Annotated in this window: 20 protein-coding genes; 17 read left to right on the forward strand and 3 right to left on the reverse strand. The window is 39.4% G+C overall.

Features of this window, described 5'->3' with window-relative positions; all coding sequences use genetic code 11:
• Positions 1-109: 109 nt before the first annotated feature.
• The 4 genes from B1F84_RS06660 to B1F84_RS06675 all read left to right on the forward strand — a co-directional run bounded on the left by B1F84_RS06660 (position 110) and on the right by B1F84_RS06675 (position 7,671).
• Positions 110-1,969: an alpha-amylase family protein gene (locus tag B1F84_RS06660; RefSeq protein WP_131690943.1), complete on the forward strand. Its 1,860-nt coding sequence runs from the start codon at positions 110-112 to the stop codon at positions 1,967-1,969.
• On the forward strand, positions 1,959-3,449 hold the full coding sequence (locus B1F84_RS06665; protein WP_131690944.1) for an MFS transporter: 1,491 nt from the start codon (positions 1,959-1,961) through the stop codon (positions 3,447-3,449). The genes B1F84_RS06660 and B1F84_RS06665 overlap by 11 nt, the downstream gene beginning before the upstream one ends.
• A gap of 36 nt (positions 3,450-3,485) precedes the next feature.
• Positions 3,486-5,888: a glycoside hydrolase family 15 protein gene (locus tag B1F84_RS06670; protein ID WP_131690945.1), complete on the forward strand. Its 2,403-nt coding sequence runs from the start codon at positions 3,486-3,488 to the stop codon at positions 5,886-5,888.
• Positions 5,889-5,958: 70 nt separating this feature from the next.
• A complete protein-coding gene (locus tag B1F84_RS06675; protein WP_131690946.1) occupies positions 5,959-7,671 on the forward strand; it encodes an alpha-amylase family glycosyl hydrolase in 1,713 nt (570 codons plus the stop codon).
• Positions 7,672-7,801: 130 nt separating this feature from the next.
• Here the strand turns inward: B1F84_RS06675 and B1F84_RS06680 are convergent, their stop codons facing one another.
• Complete coding sequence (locus tag B1F84_RS06680) at positions 7,802-8,767, reverse strand: integron integrase (RefSeq protein ID WP_131690947.1); 966 nt, start codon at positions 8,765-8,767, stop codon at positions 7,802-7,804.
• A gap of 338 nt (positions 8,768-9,105) precedes the next feature.
• Here B1F84_RS06680 and B1F84_RS17930 point away from each other — a divergent pair, with 338 nt between their 5' ends.
• The 11 genes from B1F84_RS17930 to B1F84_RS06730 all read left to right on the forward strand — a co-directional run bounded on the left by B1F84_RS17930 (position 9,106) and on the right by B1F84_RS06730 (position 17,727).
• Positions 9,106-9,267 (forward strand): hypothetical protein, encoded by a 162-nt coding sequence (locus B1F84_RS17930; RefSeq protein WP_165489679.1) that lies wholly within the window; start codon positions 9,106-9,108, stop codon positions 9,265-9,267.
• Positions 9,268-9,807: an ABC-three component system protein gene (locus tag B1F84_RS06685; RefSeq protein WP_131690948.1), complete on the forward strand. Its 540-nt coding sequence runs from the start codon at positions 9,268-9,270 to the stop codon at positions 9,805-9,807.
• A complete protein-coding gene (locus tag B1F84_RS06690) occupies positions 9,807-10,310 on the forward strand; it encodes an ABC-three component system middle component 5 (protein ID WP_131690949.1) in 504 nt (167 codons plus the stop codon). The genes B1F84_RS06685 and B1F84_RS06690 overlap by 1 nt, the downstream gene beginning before the upstream one ends.
• The gene (locus tag B1F84_RS06695; protein ID WP_131690950.1) at positions 10,300-12,198 is read left to right on the forward strand and encodes an AAA family ATPase; all 1,899 of its coding nucleotides are present in this window, start codon (positions 10,300-10,302) and stop codon (positions 12,196-12,198) included. Before B1F84_RS06690 ends, B1F84_RS06695 begins: the two co-directional genes overlap by 11 nt.
• 162 nt (positions 12,199-12,360) lie before the next feature.
• Positions 12,361-13,605, forward strand: coding sequence for an SIR2 family protein (locus tag B1F84_RS06700; RefSeq protein ID WP_131690951.1), 1,245 nt, complete (start codon positions 12,361-12,363; stop codon positions 13,603-13,605).
• Positions 13,606-13,695: 90 nt separating this feature from the next.
• A complete protein-coding gene (locus B1F84_RS06705; RefSeq protein WP_131690952.1) occupies positions 13,696-14,466 on the forward strand; it encodes a hypothetical protein in 771 nt (256 codons plus the stop codon).
• Between the two features lie 213 nt (positions 14,467-14,679).
• On the forward strand, positions 14,680-15,096 hold the full coding sequence (locus B1F84_RS06710; RefSeq protein ID WP_131690953.1) for a hypothetical protein: 417 nt from the start codon (positions 14,680-14,682) through the stop codon (positions 15,094-15,096).
• Between the two features lie 216 nt (positions 15,097-15,312).
• Complete coding sequence (locus B1F84_RS06715; RefSeq protein ID WP_131690954.1) at positions 15,313-15,657, forward strand: DUF6508 domain-containing protein; 345 nt, start codon at positions 15,313-15,315, stop codon at positions 15,655-15,657.
• Between the two features lie 617 nt (positions 15,658-16,274).
• Positions 16,275-16,925: a membrane protein insertase YidC gene (gene yidC / locus B1F84_RS06720; RefSeq protein WP_131690955.1), complete on the forward strand. Its 651-nt coding sequence runs from the start codon at positions 16,275-16,277 to the stop codon at positions 16,923-16,925.
• A gap of 27 nt (positions 16,926-16,952) precedes the next feature.
• Entirely contained in the window at positions 16,953-17,378 is a 426-nt protein-coding gene (locus B1F84_RS06725; protein ID WP_131690956.1) for a GNAT family N-acetyltransferase, read from the forward strand.
• 109 nt (positions 17,379-17,487) lie between these two features.
• Positions 17,488-17,727, forward strand: a complete 240-nt coding sequence (locus B1F84_RS06730; protein WP_131690957.1) for a DUF3955 domain-containing protein — start codon at positions 17,488-17,490, stop codon at positions 17,725-17,727.
• A 9-nt stretch (positions 17,728-17,736) separates the two neighbouring features.
• On the opposite strand, the gene B1F84_RS06735 is transcribed toward B1F84_RS06730, so the two are convergent.
• Together B1F84_RS06735 and B1F84_RS06740 are read right to left on the reverse strand one after the other, a co-directional pair.
• Complete coding sequence (locus B1F84_RS06735; RefSeq protein WP_075169453.1) at positions 17,737-18,369, reverse strand: trimeric intracellular cation channel family protein; 633 nt, start codon at positions 18,367-18,369, stop codon at positions 17,737-17,739.
• Positions 18,370-18,659: 290 nt separating this feature from the next.
• Complete coding sequence (locus tag B1F84_RS06740; protein ID WP_010389839.1) at positions 18,660-19,676, reverse strand: LacI family DNA-binding transcriptional regulator; 1,017 nt, start codon at positions 19,674-19,676, stop codon at positions 18,660-18,662.
• Positions 19,677-19,966: 290 nt separating this feature from the next.
• Here B1F84_RS06740 and glk point away from each other — a divergent pair, with 290 nt between their 5' ends.
• Positions 19,967-20,965, forward strand: coding sequence for a glucokinase (gene glk, locus B1F84_RS06745; protein ID WP_131690958.1), 999 nt, complete (start codon positions 19,967-19,969; stop codon positions 20,963-20,965).
• Positions 20,966-20,994: 29 nt separating this feature from the next.
• Positions 20,995-22,008, forward strand: coding sequence for a LacI family DNA-binding transcriptional regulator (locus tag B1F84_RS06750; RefSeq protein ID WP_109874710.1), 1,014 nt, complete (start codon positions 20,995-20,997; stop codon positions 22,006-22,008).
• Positions 22,009-22,012 lie beyond the last annotated feature (4 nt).

Below are 22,012 nucleotides of genomic sequence, written 5' to 3' on the forward strand. Positions count from 1 at the left end.
TTAATTGTCACTGAATATGGCTGTGAATACGTATGCAGCAACTGTAACCAAGCCTTACTTAGCTTTAGTATAAACCTATAACAACACTGAAATAAAAATGACACACACAATGAAAAAAAGATTTTACACGCCGTTGCTTATATGTAGCGCATTGCTGGTGCACGGTTGCAGTGATGACAAAGAAACAAAAACAGATTTGTTAGTTAAGCAAACAGACCCAGTTAAGCCAGTGGTATATCAAGTATTTACTCGTTTATTTGGAAACACCCAAACCGCTAATGTGCCATGGGGAACCAAAGAGCAAAATGGAGTTGGTAAGTTTGCTGATTTTAACGACGCGGCATTAAAAGGCATTAAAGAGCTAGGTACCACGCATGTGTGGTACACCGGCGTTTTGCATCATGCCTTGGTGGGTGATTACACTGAGTACGGTATAAAACAAGACGATCCTGATGTGGTAAAAGGGCGTGCAGGCTCGCCTTACGCAATAAAAGATTATTACGATGTAAACCCTGATTTGGCAATTAATGTTACCAATAGACTCGAAGAGTTCAGCGCGCTAATTGAGCGTACTCACGAGCATGACATGAAAGTAATTATTGATATTGTTCCTAATCATGTAGCACGAGATTATCACTCAATAGCAAAGCCTAACGGCGTGAAAGACTTTGGTGAGGACGATGATACCAGTAAGGCATATGCTAAAAATAATAATTTTTACTATGTACCGGGTGAATCATTTAAAGTACCAACAAGCGACAGTTACCAAGTGTTAGGTGGCAACAAACACCCTTTAGCCGATGGTCAATTTAGTGAAATCCCAGCAAAATGGACTGGCAATGGTGCACGTGCTCCAAAGCCTGATATAAACGACTGGTACGAAACGGTAAAAGTTAACTACGGTGTTAAACCCGATGGCAGCCTAGACTTTCCAACTTTACCTAAATCGCTTGAAAACCAAGATTACCGTGCACATTATGAATTTTGGCAAGATAAAGAACTGCCAAATAGTTGGTATAAATTTAGAAATATTGCCCTTTATTGGCTAGATAAAGGGGTTGATGGCTTTCGCTATGATATGGCTGAAATGGTACCCGTTGAATTTTGGAGCTTTTTAAATTCATCAATAAAAACACATAAACCCGATGCGTTTTTACTCGCCGAAGTATATAACCCATTGATGTACCGCACCTATATTCACCAAGGTAAAATGGACTACTTGTATGACAAGGTCGGTTTTTACGACACCCTAAAAGGGATTATGCAAGGTAAGCAACCCGCTAACACGTTATTTAAAGCACAAGCTGAAGTGGCAGATATTGAACAGCACATGCTGCACTTTTTAGAAAACCATGACGAACAACGTATCGCAAGTCCTGACTTTGCTGGCGACGCTGCATGGGGTAAACCGGCTATGGTGGTTTCTAACTTAATTAGTCGTTCGCCAACCTTGCTTTATTTTGGCCAAGACGTAGGTGAAGATGGATCTGAAAACGCAGGCTTTGGTTCGCCTACACGCACCAGTATTTTTGATTACATTGGCGTACCAGCGCACCAAGCATGGATGAATAATGGCAAGTTTGATGGCGCAAATTTAACTCCTGAGCAAGCACAGTTACGTCAATACTATATCGCAATTATGGAACTTAATGGCTTACCTGCTGTTGTTGCCGGTGATATGGCACCCTTGATGGTAACAGGCAGTGATAGAGTGGTGGGTTTTGTACGCACCTTAGGCCAGCAATCATTATGGGTGCTGAGCAACTTTAGCCAGCAATCACAAACAGTCACTATTACGCTCACGCCGAATCAAGCAACTATGCTCAAACCAAACTCAACGCTATACGACCTACTAGAGTCGCATAGCAGTATTTTGGTGAGCGATGAGAAACAAAGTACAACCTTTACGCTGACCCTTGATGCACTCAGCAGTGCCGTTTTAACAAATAAGGCTGATCATGAATTATAACAACAAACCAACCTTAAGCTTTTGGCAAATATGGAACATGTGCTTCGGCTTTTTAGGCATTCAATTTGGCTTTGCACTGCAAAACGGTAACGTAAGCCGTATATTTCAAACACTCGGCGCTAATGTCGACGATATTCCTATTTTATGGGTTGCAGCGCCGCTCACGGGCTTAATTGTGCAACCAATTATTGGTTATTGGAGTGATAAAACTTGGGGCAAATTAGGCCGCCGTCGTCCTTTCTTTTTATACGGCGCTATATTAACCACGTTATCGCTTTTTATTATGCCAAATTCTTCCACGCTTTGGATTGCTGCGGGTATGCTGTGGATTATGGATGCCTCAATTAACGTTACCATGGAACCGTTTCGTGCATTAGTAGGCGACAACTTGCCAAACAAGCAGCGCGCCACAGGCTATGCCATGCAAAGCTTTTTTATAGGTGTGGGAGCGGTGGTTGCATCAGCACTGCCTTGGATGATGACCAACTGGTTTGATATTGCTAATACCGCACCGATTGGTCAAATTCCTGACTCTGTAAAGTATTCGTTTTACTTTGGTGGGGTTATTTTATTTATTGCAGTTGGCTGGACTATTGTCACCACAAAAGAGTACTCACCTGAGCAGCTCGCACAATTTAATCAACAAGAATCACAAACAACACAAACCAATATTACTAATAGCGTTAATTTTACCAAAGGCGGCGTTATTTTTAGCGGCTTAGGTTTGCTTGTTTTAGCCACAGTATTAGGGCTGGATCTGGAAAAAGAACTTTACTTGCTGGCTGCTGGGTTAGTTAGTTTTGGTGTTATTCAATTTATTGCAGCGGCATTAAAAGCTAAACAGCACACTAGCGGCGGTTTTTATAATGTAGTGAATGATGTATTTACTATGCCTGAGGCGATGAAGCAATTGGCATGGGTACAATTTTTTAGTTGGTTTGCGTTATTTGCTATGTGGATTTATAGCACCTCAGCGGTTACTAGCTTTCATTACGGTAGTACCGACACCAGCTCGTTAGCGTACAACAACGGTGCAGATTGGGTGGGTATATTATTCGCTGCATACAACGGCTTTGCCGCGATTGCTGCTTTATGTATCCCGATCATCGTTAAACGCGTGGGATTAAAAGTAGCACATGCACTTAACCTTATTTTAGGTGCGTTGGGCCTAGCGAGCTTTATGTTTATAAAAGATCCCAGTTTACTTATTTGGCCAATGATAGGCGTAGGTTTTGCGTGGGCGTCTATTTTATCACTGCCTTATGCAATGTTAAGTACTTCGGTACCGAGTCATAAAATGGGTGTTTACATGGGTATTTTCAACTTTTTCATTGTGATCCCACAATTATTAGCCGCCAGTGTGCTGGGGTTAATATTACGCCACTTTTTTGAAAACCAACCTATTTACGCATTAGTACTGGGCGCTGTGTCGTTTGTACTTGCAGCGGTTGCGGTATTGCGTGTTAAGCACACTCAGTAACGTAACGAGTAAACTGAAATTAATTAAGGCTTTAAAATGAAAAAATTAAATACAATTACCACCAGTTTATTAATGCTTGGTTTAACAGCTTGTGGCGCGCAGCAAGAGCCATCAAACAGCGCTGTAATGCAGGTATCGTCACCAGGTGCCCCTGGGGCAGAGCCATTTTGGGCTTATGCAGGTAAAACTGGTATTGGCACATCTTTTGAGCAATATCAAAATGGCCATTACAGTGATGAGGCCCCCACAGGAGCGGTTTCAAAAGTATGGTTTTCAATTGCCAAAGGGATGATCACCGAAACGATGTTTGGGCTTATTCATCAAGCGCAAATTAAAGACATGCAATTTGTGGTAGTAGGAAAGGATTTTACAGTTACCGAAGCTGATGACTTAGACGTTACCATTGACTACTTATACAAAGACGATAAAGGCCGCCCGTTATCATTAGCTTACAAAGTAGTAAGCAAAGATAAACAAGGCCGCTTTAGCCTCGAAAAACACATATTTACCGATCCTGATGGGCAAAGCTTATTTGTACGCAGTATTTTTAATACCCAGCTTGAAGGCGTTAAGGCCTACGTAAGCGTTAACCCGTATGTTGATAATAACGGCCTTGATGATTTTGCTAAAACTACAGAACAAGGGCTGCTGGCATGGCAAGACAACAGCTACCTTTCATTACAAGGTGCGCAGCCATTTAAACAAACGAGTGTTGGTTTTACAGGTGTAAGCGATGGTTTAAGCCAGCTTAAAACAACTCAGCAGCTTACACAGGTTTATAAAAATACCGGTGAACAATCGGGTAATGTTAGCCTACTTGCAGAGCTGGGTGAAATTGGTGAAAACAGCCAGTTCGATTTAACCCTAAGCTTTGGTAATAGCGAACAAATCAGTTTTAAACAAGGCCAAGCTACGTTAGCCAAAGGTTACCAAGCGGTGCTTGATAATTACAACGGTAAAGGCGAAGCGCTTGGTTGGCAAGACTACCTACAAAGCCTTGCACCGCTAAATAACATGATCGAACAAACCGTAGATAACGGCAAGTTACTTTACACCAGTGCCATGGTACTTAAAGCGCAAGAAGATAAAACTCATGCAGGTGCGCTTATTGCCTCACTATCTAACCCATGGGGCGAAACCGTATCGGCTAAAACAGGCTCTACTGGTTACAAAGCGGTATGGGTGCGCGACTTTTATCAAGTTGCCATGGCGTTTATGGCCATGGGCGATAATGCGACCGCTAAAACCGCATTCGAATACCTTGAAAAAGTTCAAGTAAACAGCAAAACCCCAGGCAATAAAGGCGATACAGGGTGGTTTTTACAAAAAACACATGTTGATGGTGAACTAGAATGGGTAGGTGTACAGCTTGACCAAACAGCAATGCCACTCATGCTTGCTTGGAAACTCCATCAGGCAGGTGTATTAAGTGATGCAGAGCTGAGCGATTGGTATAGCCGTATGTTAAAACCTGCGGCAGACTTTTTAGTTGAGGGTGGTCGTGCAAACATTCTATGGAACGATACACAAATAACGCCGCCAGCCACTCAGCAAGAACGCTGGGAAGAGCAAGAAGGGTATTCGCCATCAACCACCGCCGGTGTTGTTACTGGTTTAATTACTGCAGCCGATATCGCTAAACTAGCAGGTGATGAAGCCAATGCAACACGTTACCTAAATACAGCTAAGCGTTATAACAATGATATTGAAAAATTAATGTTTACAACAGCTGGTAATTTAGAGTCGAGCGCTTCTGATGGTGAATATTTCATTCGCATTGGCCAAGACAAAGACGCCAATTCAAATACTAAAATTAACGCTAATAATGGCCGTGAAGGCTTTAATAAAAAGCAAATACTTGATGGTGGCTTTTTAGAACTCGTTCGCTATGGCGTACGCGATGCACTATCGCCTAGCATAGTAAAAACACTGCCAGAATATGATGACGAAACCCTAACAGATAACCTACAAGTTAAATACAGCTTTGAGTTTACTGACGGCAGCGGCACTTTTGCAGGCTACCGCCGCTATGGTAACGACGGATACGGTGAAGACGAAGTAACTGGCGCTAATTATGCGCAAGGTGGAAAAAACAGCTCAGGGCAACGTGGGCGAGTTTGGCCATTTTTTACCGGTGAACGAGGTCATTACGAAATTGCCGCCGCAAATGCCAATAATAGTTTAGATGCAACAAAACAGCAGGCTATTAAAAATAGCTATGTAAAAGGGCTAGAGCAATTTGCTAACCAAGGGATGATGCTACCTGAACAAGTATGGGATGGTGTAGGCATTAATAAAGCGGGTTACACGTTAGGCGAGGGTACAAACTCGGCCACACCACTGGCGTGGACACATGCGGAATACGTTAAGCTAGTGCGATCACTAAGCGACAAGCAGGTATGGGATCATTACCCGGTGGTAACTAAAGCACTAAAATAACCGCAAACTAATTAACATAGCCGTAGTAAAATACGGCTATGTTATTTGTTACAATAATAACGAGGCTGAAATGAAAACATTTACCTTGAGCGCATTAGCATTAGCAATCATGCTAACAGGCTGCGAAAGCGCACCATCATTAAATAACATCACTAATAACACCGAAACATCGCCACTAAACACTGAACAACAAGCAAGCCCTTGGTGGGAAAGCGCCATTTTTTACCAAATTTGGCCCCGCAGTTTTTACGACAGCGATGCTGATGGCCATGGTGATTTTAATGGTATGACCCAAAAGCTCCCGTATCTACAAGAGCTTGGCGTTAACGCATTGTGGTTAACCCCGATGTTTGAAGCACCTTCTTATCATGGCTATGATTTTACTGAATTTTATCAAGTAGAAAACGACTACGGCAGCATGGCCGAGTTTGAAGCCTTTATAAAAGCTGCTGACGACAAAGGCATGAAAGTCATACTTGATTTAGTTATAAACCATATATCAAGTAACCATGAATGGTTTCAGCGTTCAGCAAAACAACAAGCCCCTTATGCAGATTACTTTATTTGGCGCGACGATATGCCAAAAACCGGAAGAGGCTGGGGACATGCTTGGAGTAATAACGACCAACCCGATGCCGTATGGCATTGGAATGAAACACGCCAGCAGTATTACTATGGTGCGTTTGGAGCAAGCCAACCTGATTTGAATTTACGCCACCCTGATGTTGTTGCCGAAATGGAAAAAATGGCTAAGTTTTGGCTTGATAAAGGTGTTGCAGGGTTTAGATTAGACGCAGTACGTTTTGCAATGGAAGGTGGCGCAGATGCGCAAGCCGATACCGACGAAACCATTGCATATTGGCAGCATTTTAACCAATACGTAAAAAGCGTTGATCCAGACGCGTACTTAGTAGGTGAAGCATGGGCTGACATTCCCGTTGCGGCAAAATACTTTGGCGAAGGTAAAGGCCTCGATCAAGGCTTTGATTTTGAAGTAGGCTATAAAATATTGGGCTTATTAAAACCCGATGCCAGTGGTGAAGCGCAATTTGGCACCATGCAATCTAATCAACAAGTCAGTAAAGTTGATGCCAATGTGCTCAAACAAAATTTACAACAGCGTATTGATTCAATTGCACCGCTTGATTTTTTTGCACCGTTTTTAACTAATCACGACCAAGAACGAGTGGCTTATCAACTTGCTGAACACGACGATAAAGCAAAACTTGCCGCCGCCATGTTATTTAGCTCTCCTGGCACGCCGTATATTTATTACGGTGAAGAAATTGGCTTAACACAAGGTGGCACAGGTCACGATGTGTATAAACGCGCGCCAATGCAGTGGGATAACAGCAATCAAGCTGGCTTTACTCAAGCTCAAACAAGTTGGGTTGAGCAGGCTGAACTGTTTGGTAATAACTACACCCAGTGGTGGCCTGAATATTTAGCACAGCAAATTAATGCTGCTGATCGCAATGTAAAAACGCAACAAGCACAATCTAATTCACTGTGGCGTTTATATCAGCACTTAATCGCACTAAAAAAACAGCGCCCAGAGCTGGGCATTAAAGGCAGTTATGAATTAACACAGCATAGCAATGGCCTAGTTGAAATAACCCGCGAGTTAAACGGCAGTAAAAGTATGTTTGTGCTTAACTTAACCGCTAACCCGCAAAGCGTCAGCAGCATCAAACGCGATGATTTAACGCCAAACTGGCAACACGACCTCAATGGCGAGCAACTCGCTGGTTACGGTTTGTTGTTACTAAATAACACACTGTAAATAAAACACACACAAAAGGGGCCAACATACGTTAGCCCCTTTTGGTAAAAGTGCTTTTATTGCATTCCCCCAAGTTATAGCGCATTTTTAAAGCTTATTAGATTAGATAAAAGTCTTTTAAATTCAAACTTTATAATATTTTACTTAGTGGGCTAATTACCCCGTTCGCGCCTTGTTGTAAAACATGCGTATATATTTGCGTAGTGCGAACATCGCTATGGCCGAGTTGTTCTTGCACAGTGCGTATATCTGCACCAGATTCAAGTAAGTGGGTAGCGAACGAGTGCCGTAGTGTATGGCAGGTAACATTTTTTTGAATTTTTGCCAGCTTTGCTGCCTGTTTAATTGCTTTACGAACCGTTGTTTCATCAATATGGTGGCGACGCAGCTTTTTACTTTCTGGGTCCATGCTTAACTGGGCAGAAGGAAACAAATATTGCCAGCTCATTTCATAAGGAGCCGCTGGGTATTTTCTAGCTAATGCATTCGCAAGCCAGACACCTGCACAGTCTGTTGCTTGTTTGTCTCGATGCCAGTAGTCATTTACCAAGTGACTTTGGCTGCGCAACAACGGCAGTAGTTCGAGTGCTAATGTTACTCTGCGGTTTTTATTGCCTTTGCCCTGCCAAATCATTAATGAGACATAGTCATAATCGACATCTTTTACCCGTAGCCTTACAGCTTCCATTAAACGTAGACCACTACCGTAAAGTATCTGAGCGATAAGTTTATACTTTGGAGCCATTGCCAATAATAAACGCTGTATTTCTTCACGGGTCAGTACTATAGGTAATTTAGGTGACACGAGTGATTTATTAAAATTCATTTCAAGTGATAACGGTCGACTAATAATATGACGGTATAAAAATACCAAAGCATTTAAAGCCGTTGCCTGAGTTTTCATTGCAACATTACGCTGATTGCTTAAATAAGATAAGAATTGCTCAACCTCCGACTCTGCCAATTGCGCCGGATGTTTTTTACCATGGTATAAAATGTAAAATTTTATCCAATATTGATAAGTGTCTATAGTACGCTTTGCATAACGACGCGTTATCATAAAGTCACGGATTGATTCTAAAAATATAGAAGCCATAATCTGCTCTAGCTGGTACTGTATATACAAACAGTAGTTGTATTTAGTTTTTTTTCAACAACTCGCGGGATTATTTCTTGTATTTTACAACAACAAAAAAACAACAAATATAAATCCCTTGATTTACATTTAGATACAGAGTTAAACTTAAAGTATTAAAAAATCAAAGGATTTTATGTCTACAACTTGCGGGTTTAGATCCTTTGAATAAGCTGTTATAAGCCCAAGAAGGTTTTCCGACAATACAGTATCTAGATGAGAAAACACTACTTCAACAAAGTGTATTTATAAAAGTGTTTGGTTGAATTGTTACATTAGAAATTTTAAAGGGAAAAGAAATGGATAACTTAATGGTAATTGGCTTAATAGCTGTCGCTATTCTAGCAGTGTTAGGGCTTGGTATAAAGGTAGTAATGCACTTTAAAGGTGGTAGTAAAACCAGCTTCAAAAATATTGAAGCGGGTGGGGATGTTGTTGGTAGAGACAAGGTTCAAAAGTAGATGTTAAGTTGGATCAGAAATATCACTGCGGGCGGGGATGTCGTTGGGAGAGACAAGGTTACAAATATTTTACCGAGCCCTACTCAAATGGATTTATTATCTCAGAAGTATGTTGAGGAAAAATCCAACCATCAAATGACTAATGTGGTTATTGATGAACTAACGCACTACAGTAATGAAAACTACGATATTAGGGATTTGAACGAGAAACTAGAAGATGCCGGTTTTGGTTATTTAATTGAGATCGGAGAAGAGCTAAAGGAAGAAGTAAGCAAGCTAATTATTCGTAATCAGCATTATAAATCTGCTCAGAAAATAATTACCTACTTACTAGCAGAAGTAGAGTCAACCTTTAACGCCAACATAAAAGGAAAGTTACTTACAACTAAAGAAGAGTCTGCTCTTAAACTGCTATTTAGAACTCACTTAGAAAAAGAAATTCAAACCCACCTAGGTGAAAATGTTCTTGAAATATTTAATCGTCAAATAAATGGAATGGTTTATTTCTTAACAGGCAATTGCCATCTGGAGTGGAAATAATGCTCCTATATAATAAAGCTTTAGATGCAAATCACACACTGCTTCGCATGACAGCATTATTAGCCGCTTGGAAAGCAGTAACAGTAGAGGGTGAAGCCCTAAGATTATTTGACTTTTTAATAGCAAATCCGGCTCATATACATAAGTTGTCAGTGCCAAGAGGTAAGTTTGCTGCAAAGAATGATTTTAAAAGTTATAAAAACCGATATCAGAGCTTTGAGCCAAAGAGCCTCTTCAATGCAATGAAAGAAACGCATTGTGTGGTTATTGAACGGTTTGTGGATCTAGGTATTCTACAACCGCATAACAATCACTCGGAATATAAGGTACAGCTTGAAAATATCCCTGAGGAATTAAAAAAATTAGCTGAATCAAGCGAGAATAGTATATCAAGCCAGGCTATCCACTTTATTATAGAAAACTTAATTTCTATCCCTATTACTGGCTCTGATGGGTTAAAAAAAATAACAAATTTAATGGAATATAAGTACGATGTTAATTAACCCTACTTTGAATATAAAGAGGCTTTATGTAAAAAAAGGCTCTCAAGTTGCTTTTGACGAAACTTTTCATCAAGGGGTCAATGTTTTATTTGGAAAGAATGGTTCAGGAAAAACTTCTGTAATTCAATTGTTAATGTACGGGCTAGGATATGAAGTTCCTAACTGGAAAGATGAAGCTGGATTATGTGACAATATTTATGTGGAATTAATAGTTAATGGCAACCCAGTTACGATTAGACGAAAAAACAATGGTTCAGATAAACAATCGATGGACTTTTGTTTTTCGGAACTGGATGTTGCATTAGCCTCACCTCTCACAAGCTGGTTTAATCATCCTTATGCAATAGGTAGTAAACCTAGTTTTTCCCAACAAATGTTTGATTTACTTGGTTTGCCTGAAGCAAAGGCAGATGCAAATAGTAATAACGTAACCCTACATCAAATATACCGCCTTATTTACGCGGATCAATCAAACGCCTCTAGCGCTTTGTTTAATAATGAGCCTTTTGATTCTGCATTTAAACGTGAGTCAATAGGTAAATACTTATTAGGCCTATACGATAACGAACTTTACGATGCAAAGATTAAACTCGTTGAAGAAGAAAAAAATTTACAAAAAGTTATATCAAAACTTCAAGCAATTCATTCAGTCATTGGTAAGACTTCTTTTAGCGAAGGCCTCGAAACCATTGAAGAGCAGAAGACTGGTATTTTAAACAAAATAGCCTTAATAAATGTGGAAATTGTAAAGGCTAAAGAAGAGTCTTTGGTTTCATATAGTGCCGAAAAAAAGGAAACTGAATCTTCGGCTAAAAGTAGTGTTGCAATTCGAAGTAAGTTATTGGAGGTTGAAACTGATATTCAACAGCTGAATTACAACATACTTGATTCTGAAGACTTTGTGTCTGAGCTTTTAGATAAACAGTGCGCATTAAGAGATTCGATAAAGGTTGGCGGAGTAATTGACGGATTTGAGTTTTCTTCATGTCCAAGTTGCCATAAGCCCCTCAAGAAAAAAAGCAAGGATTGCTGTGGTCTATGTGGTGAGCCGAGAGAATCAAAAGATAATTCAAATAGTCTTCTCAGAATGAAGAATGAAATCGAAATCCAACTTCGTGAATCAGAGAAACTATTGGAAAAGAAAAAACAAAAACTAACGGAACTTACAGCTAAACGAAAGGAATTAAGAACATCTTTCAGAAGGCAGGTTAGTAAAGTAACAGCGACTATGAGTTCGGTTGACGCAAACAAAGAAAAGCAGATATATGAGCTTTACCGACAAACAGGAGAGTTAGAAGAAAAGCTTCAGACATTAGATAAAATTGCGGAACTACATAGGTCTTTACTTGAATTACGAGGCGACAGGGACTCTGCTCAAACTGAAGTTAATAACCTCAAAGATAAAATTGATTTAATTGGTAAACAAAGACTTAAGCGCGAGCCTGAAATTAATGAACTAATATCGAATAAGCTTTGTGAATTGCTTAGAAAAGACAATGGCGCAGAAAAAGAGTTTAAAAATGCAAGTTATGCAGAGTTTGACTTCGCAGCCAACAGCGTCTCAGTAAATGGTAAAACAGCATTTTCTGAAAGTGGAACAGTGTTATTAAATAATGCTTTTCATGTTGCCCTTTTAATGGCTGCACTTGATAAAAAGTACGTGCGACTACCCAGATTATTAGTTCTTGATGGAATTGAAAATGGTGGGATGGAAGATGACCGTTCGAAGAATTTTCAGAAGGTTGTAGTTGAAGCACTGGCCAATTATGAGATAGATTTTCAATTGATTTTCGCGACAAAAAATATAGATGAAAGTTTAAAGTCAGAAACCTATATGGTTGGTGAGGAATATAGTGAGTCAAACAAAAGCCTAAAATCTTTTAGTTAAATTTAACAAATATGACCTTGGCGAAAAAAGGCTTATAACAAAGCCTTAAAGTCGGATTCGTAACAGTTGGCTCGGTCCGCTTCGCTTCACATTTTAGCCAACTGTTACTCGCCGCTTAAGGCGGCGTTATGCTCACCAAAACCAAAAAGATATATTTAAAGCATGAGTGACGAAGATAAAATTAACAAAGATGTTGATTATTACATCAAGACAAAGGACGGCAAAACCCTCCTTGTCGAGCCTAAGACGCGCCCTCAATCCGAGTATACGAAAAGAATCTGGAGGAACCTCAGCGAGGATAAATCTGCAGATGATTTTAGCGATATCTTTGCATCTGTCTTTGATGATGTATTCAAAAGCATAAAGGATAAAACTGCTGATTTTGTTGAAAAAACTCTTGAGGATTGGGATGCAGAAAGACGTAAAAGTATTCGAGAGTTAAAGGGCCATTATGAAAACGAGACTCTAACATTGATATTAGGTGCTGGCGTATCAATGGATTTTGGTTTGCCTTCGTGGGATGAACTATTAAAAAGGCTCTTGGCAAAAACTCTCGAAGAGGATGACTCAGAAAGCCAATTAATGGCTGGAATGTTTAATTCTGTTTTTGGCCCAAGCAGCCTTATTGCAGCAAGGTACCTAAAATTACATTTTGAACAAGAAAAGCAAAAAGGGACTAGAAAATACCCTTTTGAAACTGAAGTAAGAAAAGCCCTTTATGAAAATATTACCGATGTCGACAGCCCAATTTATAAAGCTGTTGTCCAACTTTGCGTATCTCCAGGAAAGAACCCAAGTCTAGACTCAGTAATAACCTACAACTACGATGATATCCTTGAGCAAAAGTTAAAGGAGCTTGATTTAGGTATCAAATTCAAGAGTATCTACACTCTTGGTATGAATCCAAGAAAGGATGAACTACCTATTTATCATGTACACGGGTTTCTTCCTAGAACTGGTAATGTAACAGATAAGCATGCTGTCATATTGTCAGATGATAGCTACCATAAGCAATATATGGATTTATACCACTGGAGCAATCTAGTTCAAATTAACAAATTTAAAGATTCAAACTGCTTATTTATTGGCCACTCTTTTTCTGACCCTAATTTAAGACGACTGTTAGATATCGCTAAATCTCAAAGAGGTCACGATAAAACTCAGCATTATTTAATTAAACGCAAATACAAAGTAGAGAAGGTTACTGAAATCCTGACAGAGCTTCTTGCAAAAGATGGATTCTTTGACAAAGAAGGTGCGGATGAAAAACTTGAGACGATAGCTAAAGGACTTGTTAGAACTGTGCATACATTCGAAAACAATGACGCAAAGTCGTTTGGTGTAGATATTATCTGGGTTGACGAGTTTTCTGATATTGCTAACATCGTAAATGAAATATCAAAATAGCATAACAAACGCGTTAGTTAGGACTCTCGCAAGCTCTTGCCTATAACGCGGGCGTTATGTGCTAAAAGTTTCGGTATCGGAATAAATTATATGTCAAAAATAAATCGAAGCATAAGTACGAAAGATACATCTATTTTGATTGCAAATGCGGGTGGTCGATGTAGTTATAATTTTAATAATGATATCTGTAACAAAGTTCTAGCAGATGGACGAGTCAACTTAGGAGAGAGAGCACATATCATAGGTGTGAATGGTCCAAGATCTGAATTTAAAACAAATGATTTAGAGTTGAATGGTTATGAAAATTTAATTTGGCTTTGTAAAGACCATCACGCAATTATTGACCATCCTACCAATCTAAACGTTTTTACAGTATTTGAGCTTCACAATATGAAGTCTCGTCATGAACAAAGAGTAAGAACTGGTAGGCTTCCTTATTTTGGCACTGAAACATCAGTTCAGGACTATGCTTCTTTATGTACCTTGTTTTTATTTCTTGATATCCATGCTTTGTATGGAAATGTAGCTTCATTCCCTCGAATTCATATTAATTTTTATGATGTGGAAGATATGTATGAAGCCTACTGTATGGATAATCCTCCTAGTTTGAGTTTGTTTGAACCTCTACTGAGGGATAGATTCGATCGTTTTATAAATTGTTATTTTGATCTTGCCAACCATCTCAGAGGCTTGCCTAATATTAAAGAGGATCAGTTTAGCGGCTGGATGGAAAAACAATTTGATCAAGTATCCTATCAAAAAGTCGTCATATACTTGGAATCTGTTGAATCTCTTATTTCTATAATAGATCAGCGATTCCCGCAAATCTTACAACAAGACGTATACAATGCATTTGACTAAATGCACATAACAAGGCAATGCAATCTGACTCTGAATCTGTCACGTTTTTTGCTGCGCAAAAAGACGTGACAGATTGCTACGCAGTTGATTGCGGCGTTAAAGTGTAGTGGTCTAACGTTGTTGTAATATCCGTTGATATAATCACTCACACTATGTTTAGCCATCTAATATTGTACGCCGTTATTGCGGCTTTTTTATAGCAAGGAGGTTGCTTTGAGATATTTAAGCATGTTGCTATTCGCACCTTTAATAATATTTCCGGCATTAGGCGTTGTATTTTTATTCGCTAGTATTTTCTCTGTACAACTAGGTGTCACCCAAAGTGGACTCTGGGAAGCTTACAAGATGATCAGTTTTTTTGGGGGGGTGATTGCATATATGGGTAATACAGTAATTGGTATTCCTATCATTTTCATTCTTGATAAACTTAACCGTTTAACTTATTTAAATATAATGGGTTGTTTACTTTTTCTGGCCTTAGTCTTTGTTATAAAGGACGGCCGCTTATTTTCTTTTAATATTGCATCACCCGATAGTACAAAGTACTTATTGTGGAAATACCTTGGCGTACTTTACTTTTCTATATGTGTTGCAACTATTGACTATCTTATGGTTAAAAATAAGCAATAGTAAGACATGTTTCTGTCGTGCTTCTTAAATTTTTTTGATAAGTGTGATTGTTTGTGAATTGAATATTAGGTTTACTGTGTACATTGTTGGTTCAATAAAAATAAAGCTTACAACCATCTTAATTTCTTTGTGATGAATGTCATGTTAGAGTTTCTGGGTTTGAATTAAGCTAACACCGTATGTGAGTTATTATGTCTAGTGTTTCATGGAGGATGTATGTTTTCAAAAAGTGATGTGGAAAAACTTGAAAAAGACTATAGGCAGGCTAAGGAGGCGTTACCAGATATAGAATACTTAGGTGGTTACCCTAAATATCCTGAAGTTATTTCTAAATTTATGAATGCTCTATGTGCTCCCCCATGGTTTAAAATTGATTATGACCCACGTGAAGTAAAAAAGATCATGTCCAATATAGATATTGCTTCCCATGATAATTTACGTAATGTACTAACAAATGCGAATCGTATTGAACGTTTTGGTGATGGACAATGGGCTGTACTGTTAAAAGAAGATTTTTTTCCTTTAGTTATATCCCGTGCATACGTACTTACGAAAACCTAAAAAACAATTTTAATAAGGACGCGTATAGCTCGGCACGCGCTCGTTCCTTGCTAATTTAGTTAGCAAAAGCTTTAAGAGAGAACATGGAAGTATTCAAGTACGTATTTTGGATTTTGACGACTTACTTATTCTTTACTCTTTGTCTAAGAGTTTTTTGGTTTGTTAGAAGTCGTTATTATCAGTTAAGTTGGTTTGCAGAGTGGTTCTTAGCCCTTACTTGTTGTGTAGGAATTTACGGAGTTGCTTACAATACCCAAATAATAAATCAGGGCTTTTGGTGGTTTGTGTTAGTTTTAATTATCGTAAGTTCTATTTTAAGGTTACGTAGTTTAGTCCTACAATCTCAACTTAAACAGCTCACAAATTGGCAATTGCTATTTGTTCGTTGCCTAATGGCATCGTTTACATTACCACTAGTAACTGGCGTGTTTTTCAATGCGGCGAACTTAAGTGGTATTTGGTAAGATTGCTAATAAAGTTTTAGAGTCGATTTTTGCTCTTTTCCCCGTTTAAGTGGACTCTCGAACACAGCAAATCTCTTTTAGTTTAAAATAAATCATTGACATAATATGTCGTGGTGGTTACTTTTAATGCATAATATTAAAAGGAAAACTAAAATGGAAATTTGGAATTTATTTACTGATTTTATTGTGCAATCAATCACCTTTTTTACTCAAGAAGTGGGCGTAAGCCAAGCGGCTGCTATTATTTTGTTTACCGTTATTGGGCGATTAGCTTTAATGCCGATTAACCTTGTAGCTATGGCTAATATGGTTAGAAATAAAAAAGCAATTGCCGCACTAAAACCTGAGCTAGATAGCATAAAAAGCAACCATAAAGACCAGCCCAGTGAAATCGCAAAATTAACTATGGCGCTGTATAAAAAGCACAATATTAAGTTTATCGATAAAAAAAGTGTGATTAATATGGCAAGCCAAGGGGTATTTGGCCTTGGAACTTTTCAGGCTTTGCAACAAATTGTATTTAATAGTAAGTTTGCTTGGATTGCCAGTATTGCAAAGCCTGATATTGCGCTTTCGTTACTAGTGGGGGCTATTACATATTTATCTATAATGATGATGCCAGGTAGCGCAGAACAAACCAGCACCTTATTGTTCCTAATTCCCGCAATTATTTGTGTGGTTACTCTCGTTAATTTTCCTTCTGCAATTGCTTTGTACTGGGCTACATCCAGTAGTACTAGCTTGTTGCAGTCATTATTAGTAAATAAATATTTTAAAAACCAGCAAACACAACAAGTTTTGTAAAGGTCGCTAAACAAAGGAATGACAATAATGAATATGTGTTATCAACCCACAGCTGATTTAATGGCATCGGCACTGTTAACCTACACCAATATGCGTGGATATTATGAGCATTATGGTGTTGATTGGCAGCAACTTAAAATATGTGAGCAAATTTCAGACCTTGAAAATTGGGATGTTTTGTTAAATGGCGATGTAGTGGGTGCAATGCGCTTGGCTTTTGATGATGAGGGTTGCTATATACGTGACCTACAAGTAGATGCTGCGTTTCAAAATATGGGTATTGGTGCAGCAGTAATTAATGAGGGGGCTCGTTTAGCTGTGCTCCAAGGTGCTATGCAACTTAGGCTTCGCGTTTTTAAAATAAGTCCTGCGCACAAGCTTTACACACGTTCAGGTTTCAACATAGATAAAGCAGACGACAGGTTTTATTATATGTCTAAAAGCTTAGTTTAATGAGCGTGACTTTTATTTAAAAAATTAATGTTGCTCAGTCACTGTAGATTAATATTCGCTCATTCACACTGCTATCCCGACAATTTAATAAAATATTTACGGATAGATTATGCGCTTTTTTACAAACAAAACAGCCACATTAAGTGTTTGCTTTTTATTGCTTGGCACGAGTTTTATGCTGATAGAAAACAGTGTGTATCAATATGTTGATCATAATGGTGTTCTACATGAAAGCTTGTTTATGCCTTTGAGCATACTGTGTTTTGCTTTGGGAGTTCTTTTTGTGGTTAGTTCGTTAGCCCGAAAAGTATTCGGGCTATTTAAAAGTGCTAGGGCTGGTGGGCATTAACCACTGCTGTTATTGCTCATTGTTTAAATTAGCGGGCTCTAATAAATTAAATGTCGGTAAGCGCCACTTAAAGCGCACCGACGCCATACGAATTAAATAGCCTACCACTAAACTTGCAACCACACTGATATTGTCATCAATGTTGTAGTGGTGCAGTGCTAAGTATAAACACGCAACAATAAGCGCTACGCTTGCGTAAAGTTCATGATGAAGCACCAATGGCGCTTGGCGACAAATTAAATCACGCAATAATCCACCAAATACACCTGTTACTATAGCTGCGACCACACAAATTCCATAGTGCAAACCCATATTTAACCCAACTTGGCAGCCAATTATACTGAACGCTGCAAGCCCTAAGGCATCTAGGCGCATAAATATGCCTTTAAATTTAACCACCCATTTGGCCAACCAAGTGGTAACAATACCGGCTAGGCAAGTGATCAGTAAATATTCTGGGTGTTTTACCCAAGTCAGAGGGTAGTTACCTAATAAAATGTCTCGCACGCTACCACCACCAATGGCTGTGGCACTGGCTACCAACATAACACCAAACCAATCCATATTTCTGCGTCCAGCGCTAAGAGCCCCAGTCATGGCTTCTGCTGTAATACCTATAATATAAACGATGGTTAATAGCATGAGATGATCACTTGAAAATTTAACATGAAAATAAAAGCAGGATTGTAGTGATAAAAGCGTGCATTGACGAGTGAAAAATTACATCAAAAACAGCCAGTTTCAGATTAAAAAAACTAATGTGATAGCGAGGTGTGAATAGCCTGTTAATGCAACGAAAGCACCAGCTTTAGTATTGAAAGCAAAAAGGACAAATGACCGTAAAAATGCAATAAAGCCTGAATTAATATAAGGTAAAAGAGCGCTGTCGTCTTTAATTTTGTTGCTTCTTAAAAGTGGTTTTACTGAATGAATTAGCTTGAGCCACGTGCAATTAAACGCGGTGGTAGTAGGGTACTTTGCACTTGCTCGCCACGGATGAGTTTTAGTAAGTTCTCAACCAACATTTGCCCAGCAATAGTGGTATTTTGTTCTATGGTTGTTAGCGGCGGATTAATGTAACTGGCAATAGATATATTATCAAAGCCTATCACGGCTACATCTTTTGGTACGTTAATATTGGCTTCTTTTAATGCCCGTATTGCGCCAATTGCTATAAGGTCGCTGGCTGCAAAAAGTGCATTAAAGGTAATGTTATTAGCAATTAACGAACGCGTGGCGTGATAGCCAGACTCTTCGGTAGAAATAGCATTGGCAATCTTACGCTCATTAAGTGTAATGCCGTTTTGTTGTAACGCGTCTTTAAAGCCATTAAAGCGGGCAAAAAATTCGGGGCTATGATCAGAGGCATCGCCTATAAACGCGCAGTCTTTTCGGCTATGTGCCAATAAATGCTCAGCGGCGAGTTTACCGCCGCCATAATTATCGCAACTTATGGTTAAATCAGGGCGGTTATCAACACTTGCTCCCCAGCAAACAAATTTGGTGTTTTGTTCAAGTAAGGTGTTAAATTTAGGCTGAAAATCTATATAGTCGCCATAACCTAATAAAATGATGCCATCTGCACGGTGACTGTCTTCGTAATCTGCCTGCCAATCAGCACTGGCAGATTGAAATGACACGAGTAAATCGTAACCCTCTTTAGCGCAAGCGCGAGTAATACTGCCCAGCATGGCTAAAAAAAACGGATTGATTTGCGATTCATCTGAGGTCGGATCTTCAAACAACAATAAAGCTAGGGTGCTACTTTGTTGAGTGCGCAGGTTACTGGCGTTTTTATCAACTTTGTAATTAAGCTTTTTGGCAATGTCATGAACCCGCCTTCGGGTTTCATCATTTACCAAGGGACTATTTCGTAAAGCACGAGAAACTGTAGATTGAGACACCCCAGCATAGTGGGCTATATCAAATGAGGTGGCTTTACCTTTCATCACGATTACTTATTTAAGAGGACAATAAGGGGCTATTCTCGTTTATTAGTGATTTTTTTCAAGCTTATTTGTCAATAAAGGCATTTTTTTATTGATTTTTTCATGACACCGGTGTCACAATAAGGACGTTTTATCATTTTGTTGTCAAAACGTATTAGCTACCTTTATTATTAAAGGTAGCCTTTTTTACAGTGATAGCTGCTTTGAGGTGATAGCTCAAAGTAAATAAGTATCAATGATACCCCATTAAAATAATAAGTACTCATTACTTAAACAAAAGAGATAACACTATGGGTTTACACTCTAGCACACACTTTGATCCAATTCTGGTTGCCGATATTGGCGGTACAAACGCCCGTTTTGCATTGATAACTGGGTTCGACGAATCAAGTAATCAATTTACCATTGAACATAACCATACGTTTCCAAGTGCTAGTTATGGATCACTCGAGAGTGCCACTGAGTATTATTTATCAACAGTGTCTCATATAAATCCTAAACGCGCATGTCTTGCCGTAGCAGGTCCAATTAACGCAGGCCAAGTTCACTTAACTAACTTAGGTTGGCACTTTAGCGTTAATGATTTCAAACACCACTTTGACCTAGAACAATTAAGCGTTATAAACGACTTTGCAGCTTTTGCGTACGCCGCGCCGTATCTAGACCCTTCACAAAACGTGACCGTTAAACCAGGCCAAGCAGACGACGCTGCTAATATTGGTGTAATGGGTCCTGGTACAGGCTTTGGTGCAGCGTGTTTAGTGCGTACTGCACATTCATGCGCGGTAATGAGTTCAGAAGGTGGTCATATTTCATTAGCGGCTGTAAACGAACTTGACGCTCAACTTATTCAAGAGCTTAAAAAAGACCACCCACATGTATCGGTAGAAACAGTGTTTTCTGGCCCAGGCATTGCTCATTTGTACAAAGCTATGGCAGCAGTTAAAGGGGTGGCTGCAAAAAATTTAGATGCGGCACAAATTAGTAGCTTAGCCAATAGCGGTGAGTGTGAAGTGTGTGAGGCAACCCTTAATCAATTTTGTGATTGGATTGGCAGTGTTGCTGGCGATTTAGCGCTTGCTTATGGCGCTCTTGGTGGCCTTTACATTGGTGGTGGCATATTACCAAGAATGCAGGCTCGTTTACTGGAAAGTCGCTTTATTGAGCGCTTTTCGCAAAAGGGCATTATGTCGCAATATACAGGCCAAATCCCGGTCACATTAGTAACACAAGACAACATTCCTTTAATTGGTGCTGCCGCGTGTTTGCATACGAGTCAACAGGTTTAATTACGTTGCATACATTTGGAAATAAATAGATGAAAAAAGTCACTATAAATAGCGTCGCCAGTTATGCAGGTGTATCTAAAAAAACGGTATCGCGCGTACTAAATAACGAACCAAATGTGAGTGCGGCTACACGCGAGAAAGTATTAGCGGTATTTAAAGAGCTTGATTACACACCCAACCCCATTGCTCGAGGACTTGCACAAAACCGTAGTTTTATTATTGGTTGCTTATACGACAATCCAAGTAAAAGTTATATTACTCGTGTGCAAACAGGCGCATTGGCTGCATGCCAAGAAAACAACTATAACTTGTTGATTCACCCTTGTGAGCTCAGAGGTGAGGCACTCATTAATAACATAGAGCAGCTATTACAGTCATCACGCCTTGATGGTTTAGTGCTTACGCCGCCATTTTGTGACTTTTCAGAACTGGTTGATTTTTTAAAGTCGAAAAAAATTCCTTATGCTCGAGTGGCTTCTGCTATTTTAGAAGATGACTCTATTTCTGTTACCAGTAATGACGAGCAGGGCGCATTTGAGATTACCGAACATTTAATAAACCTAGGGCATACCTCTATCGCGTTTATTAAAGGTCATCCTGATCACAGTGCTACACAGCAGCGTTTTAAAGGCTACAGACGCGCACTGGCAAGCCATGGTATTGAATTTAACGAACGCTTAGTTGAAGAGGGTAACTTTAGTTACCATTCAGGGGTAGACAGTGCTCGGAGTATTTTGGATTTATCGCCACGTCCTACTGCTGTATTTGCATCGAATGATTACATGGCAGCCGCTGTGCTTAAATTAGCCACGCAGCGCAACTTACGCGTTCCAGACGATATTTCTATTGCAGGCTTTGATAATGCGCCCATAGCGCGTCATATATGGCCAGGCCTAACGACCATAGCGCAACCTGTGGAAGAAATGACTAAACAAGCGGTTACCCAATTAATTACCCACATTATTGAACCGCAAGAGTCACCATATAAAGTGATTTTAGAAGCCAAATTAATCACGCGTGAGTCTACCGCAGCCGTAAAATAACATC

This window comes from Pseudoalteromonas sp. DL-6 (assembly GCF_004328665.1).
GTDB lineage: Bacteria > Pseudomonadota > Gammaproteobacteria > Enterobacterales > Alteromonadaceae > Pseudoalteromonas.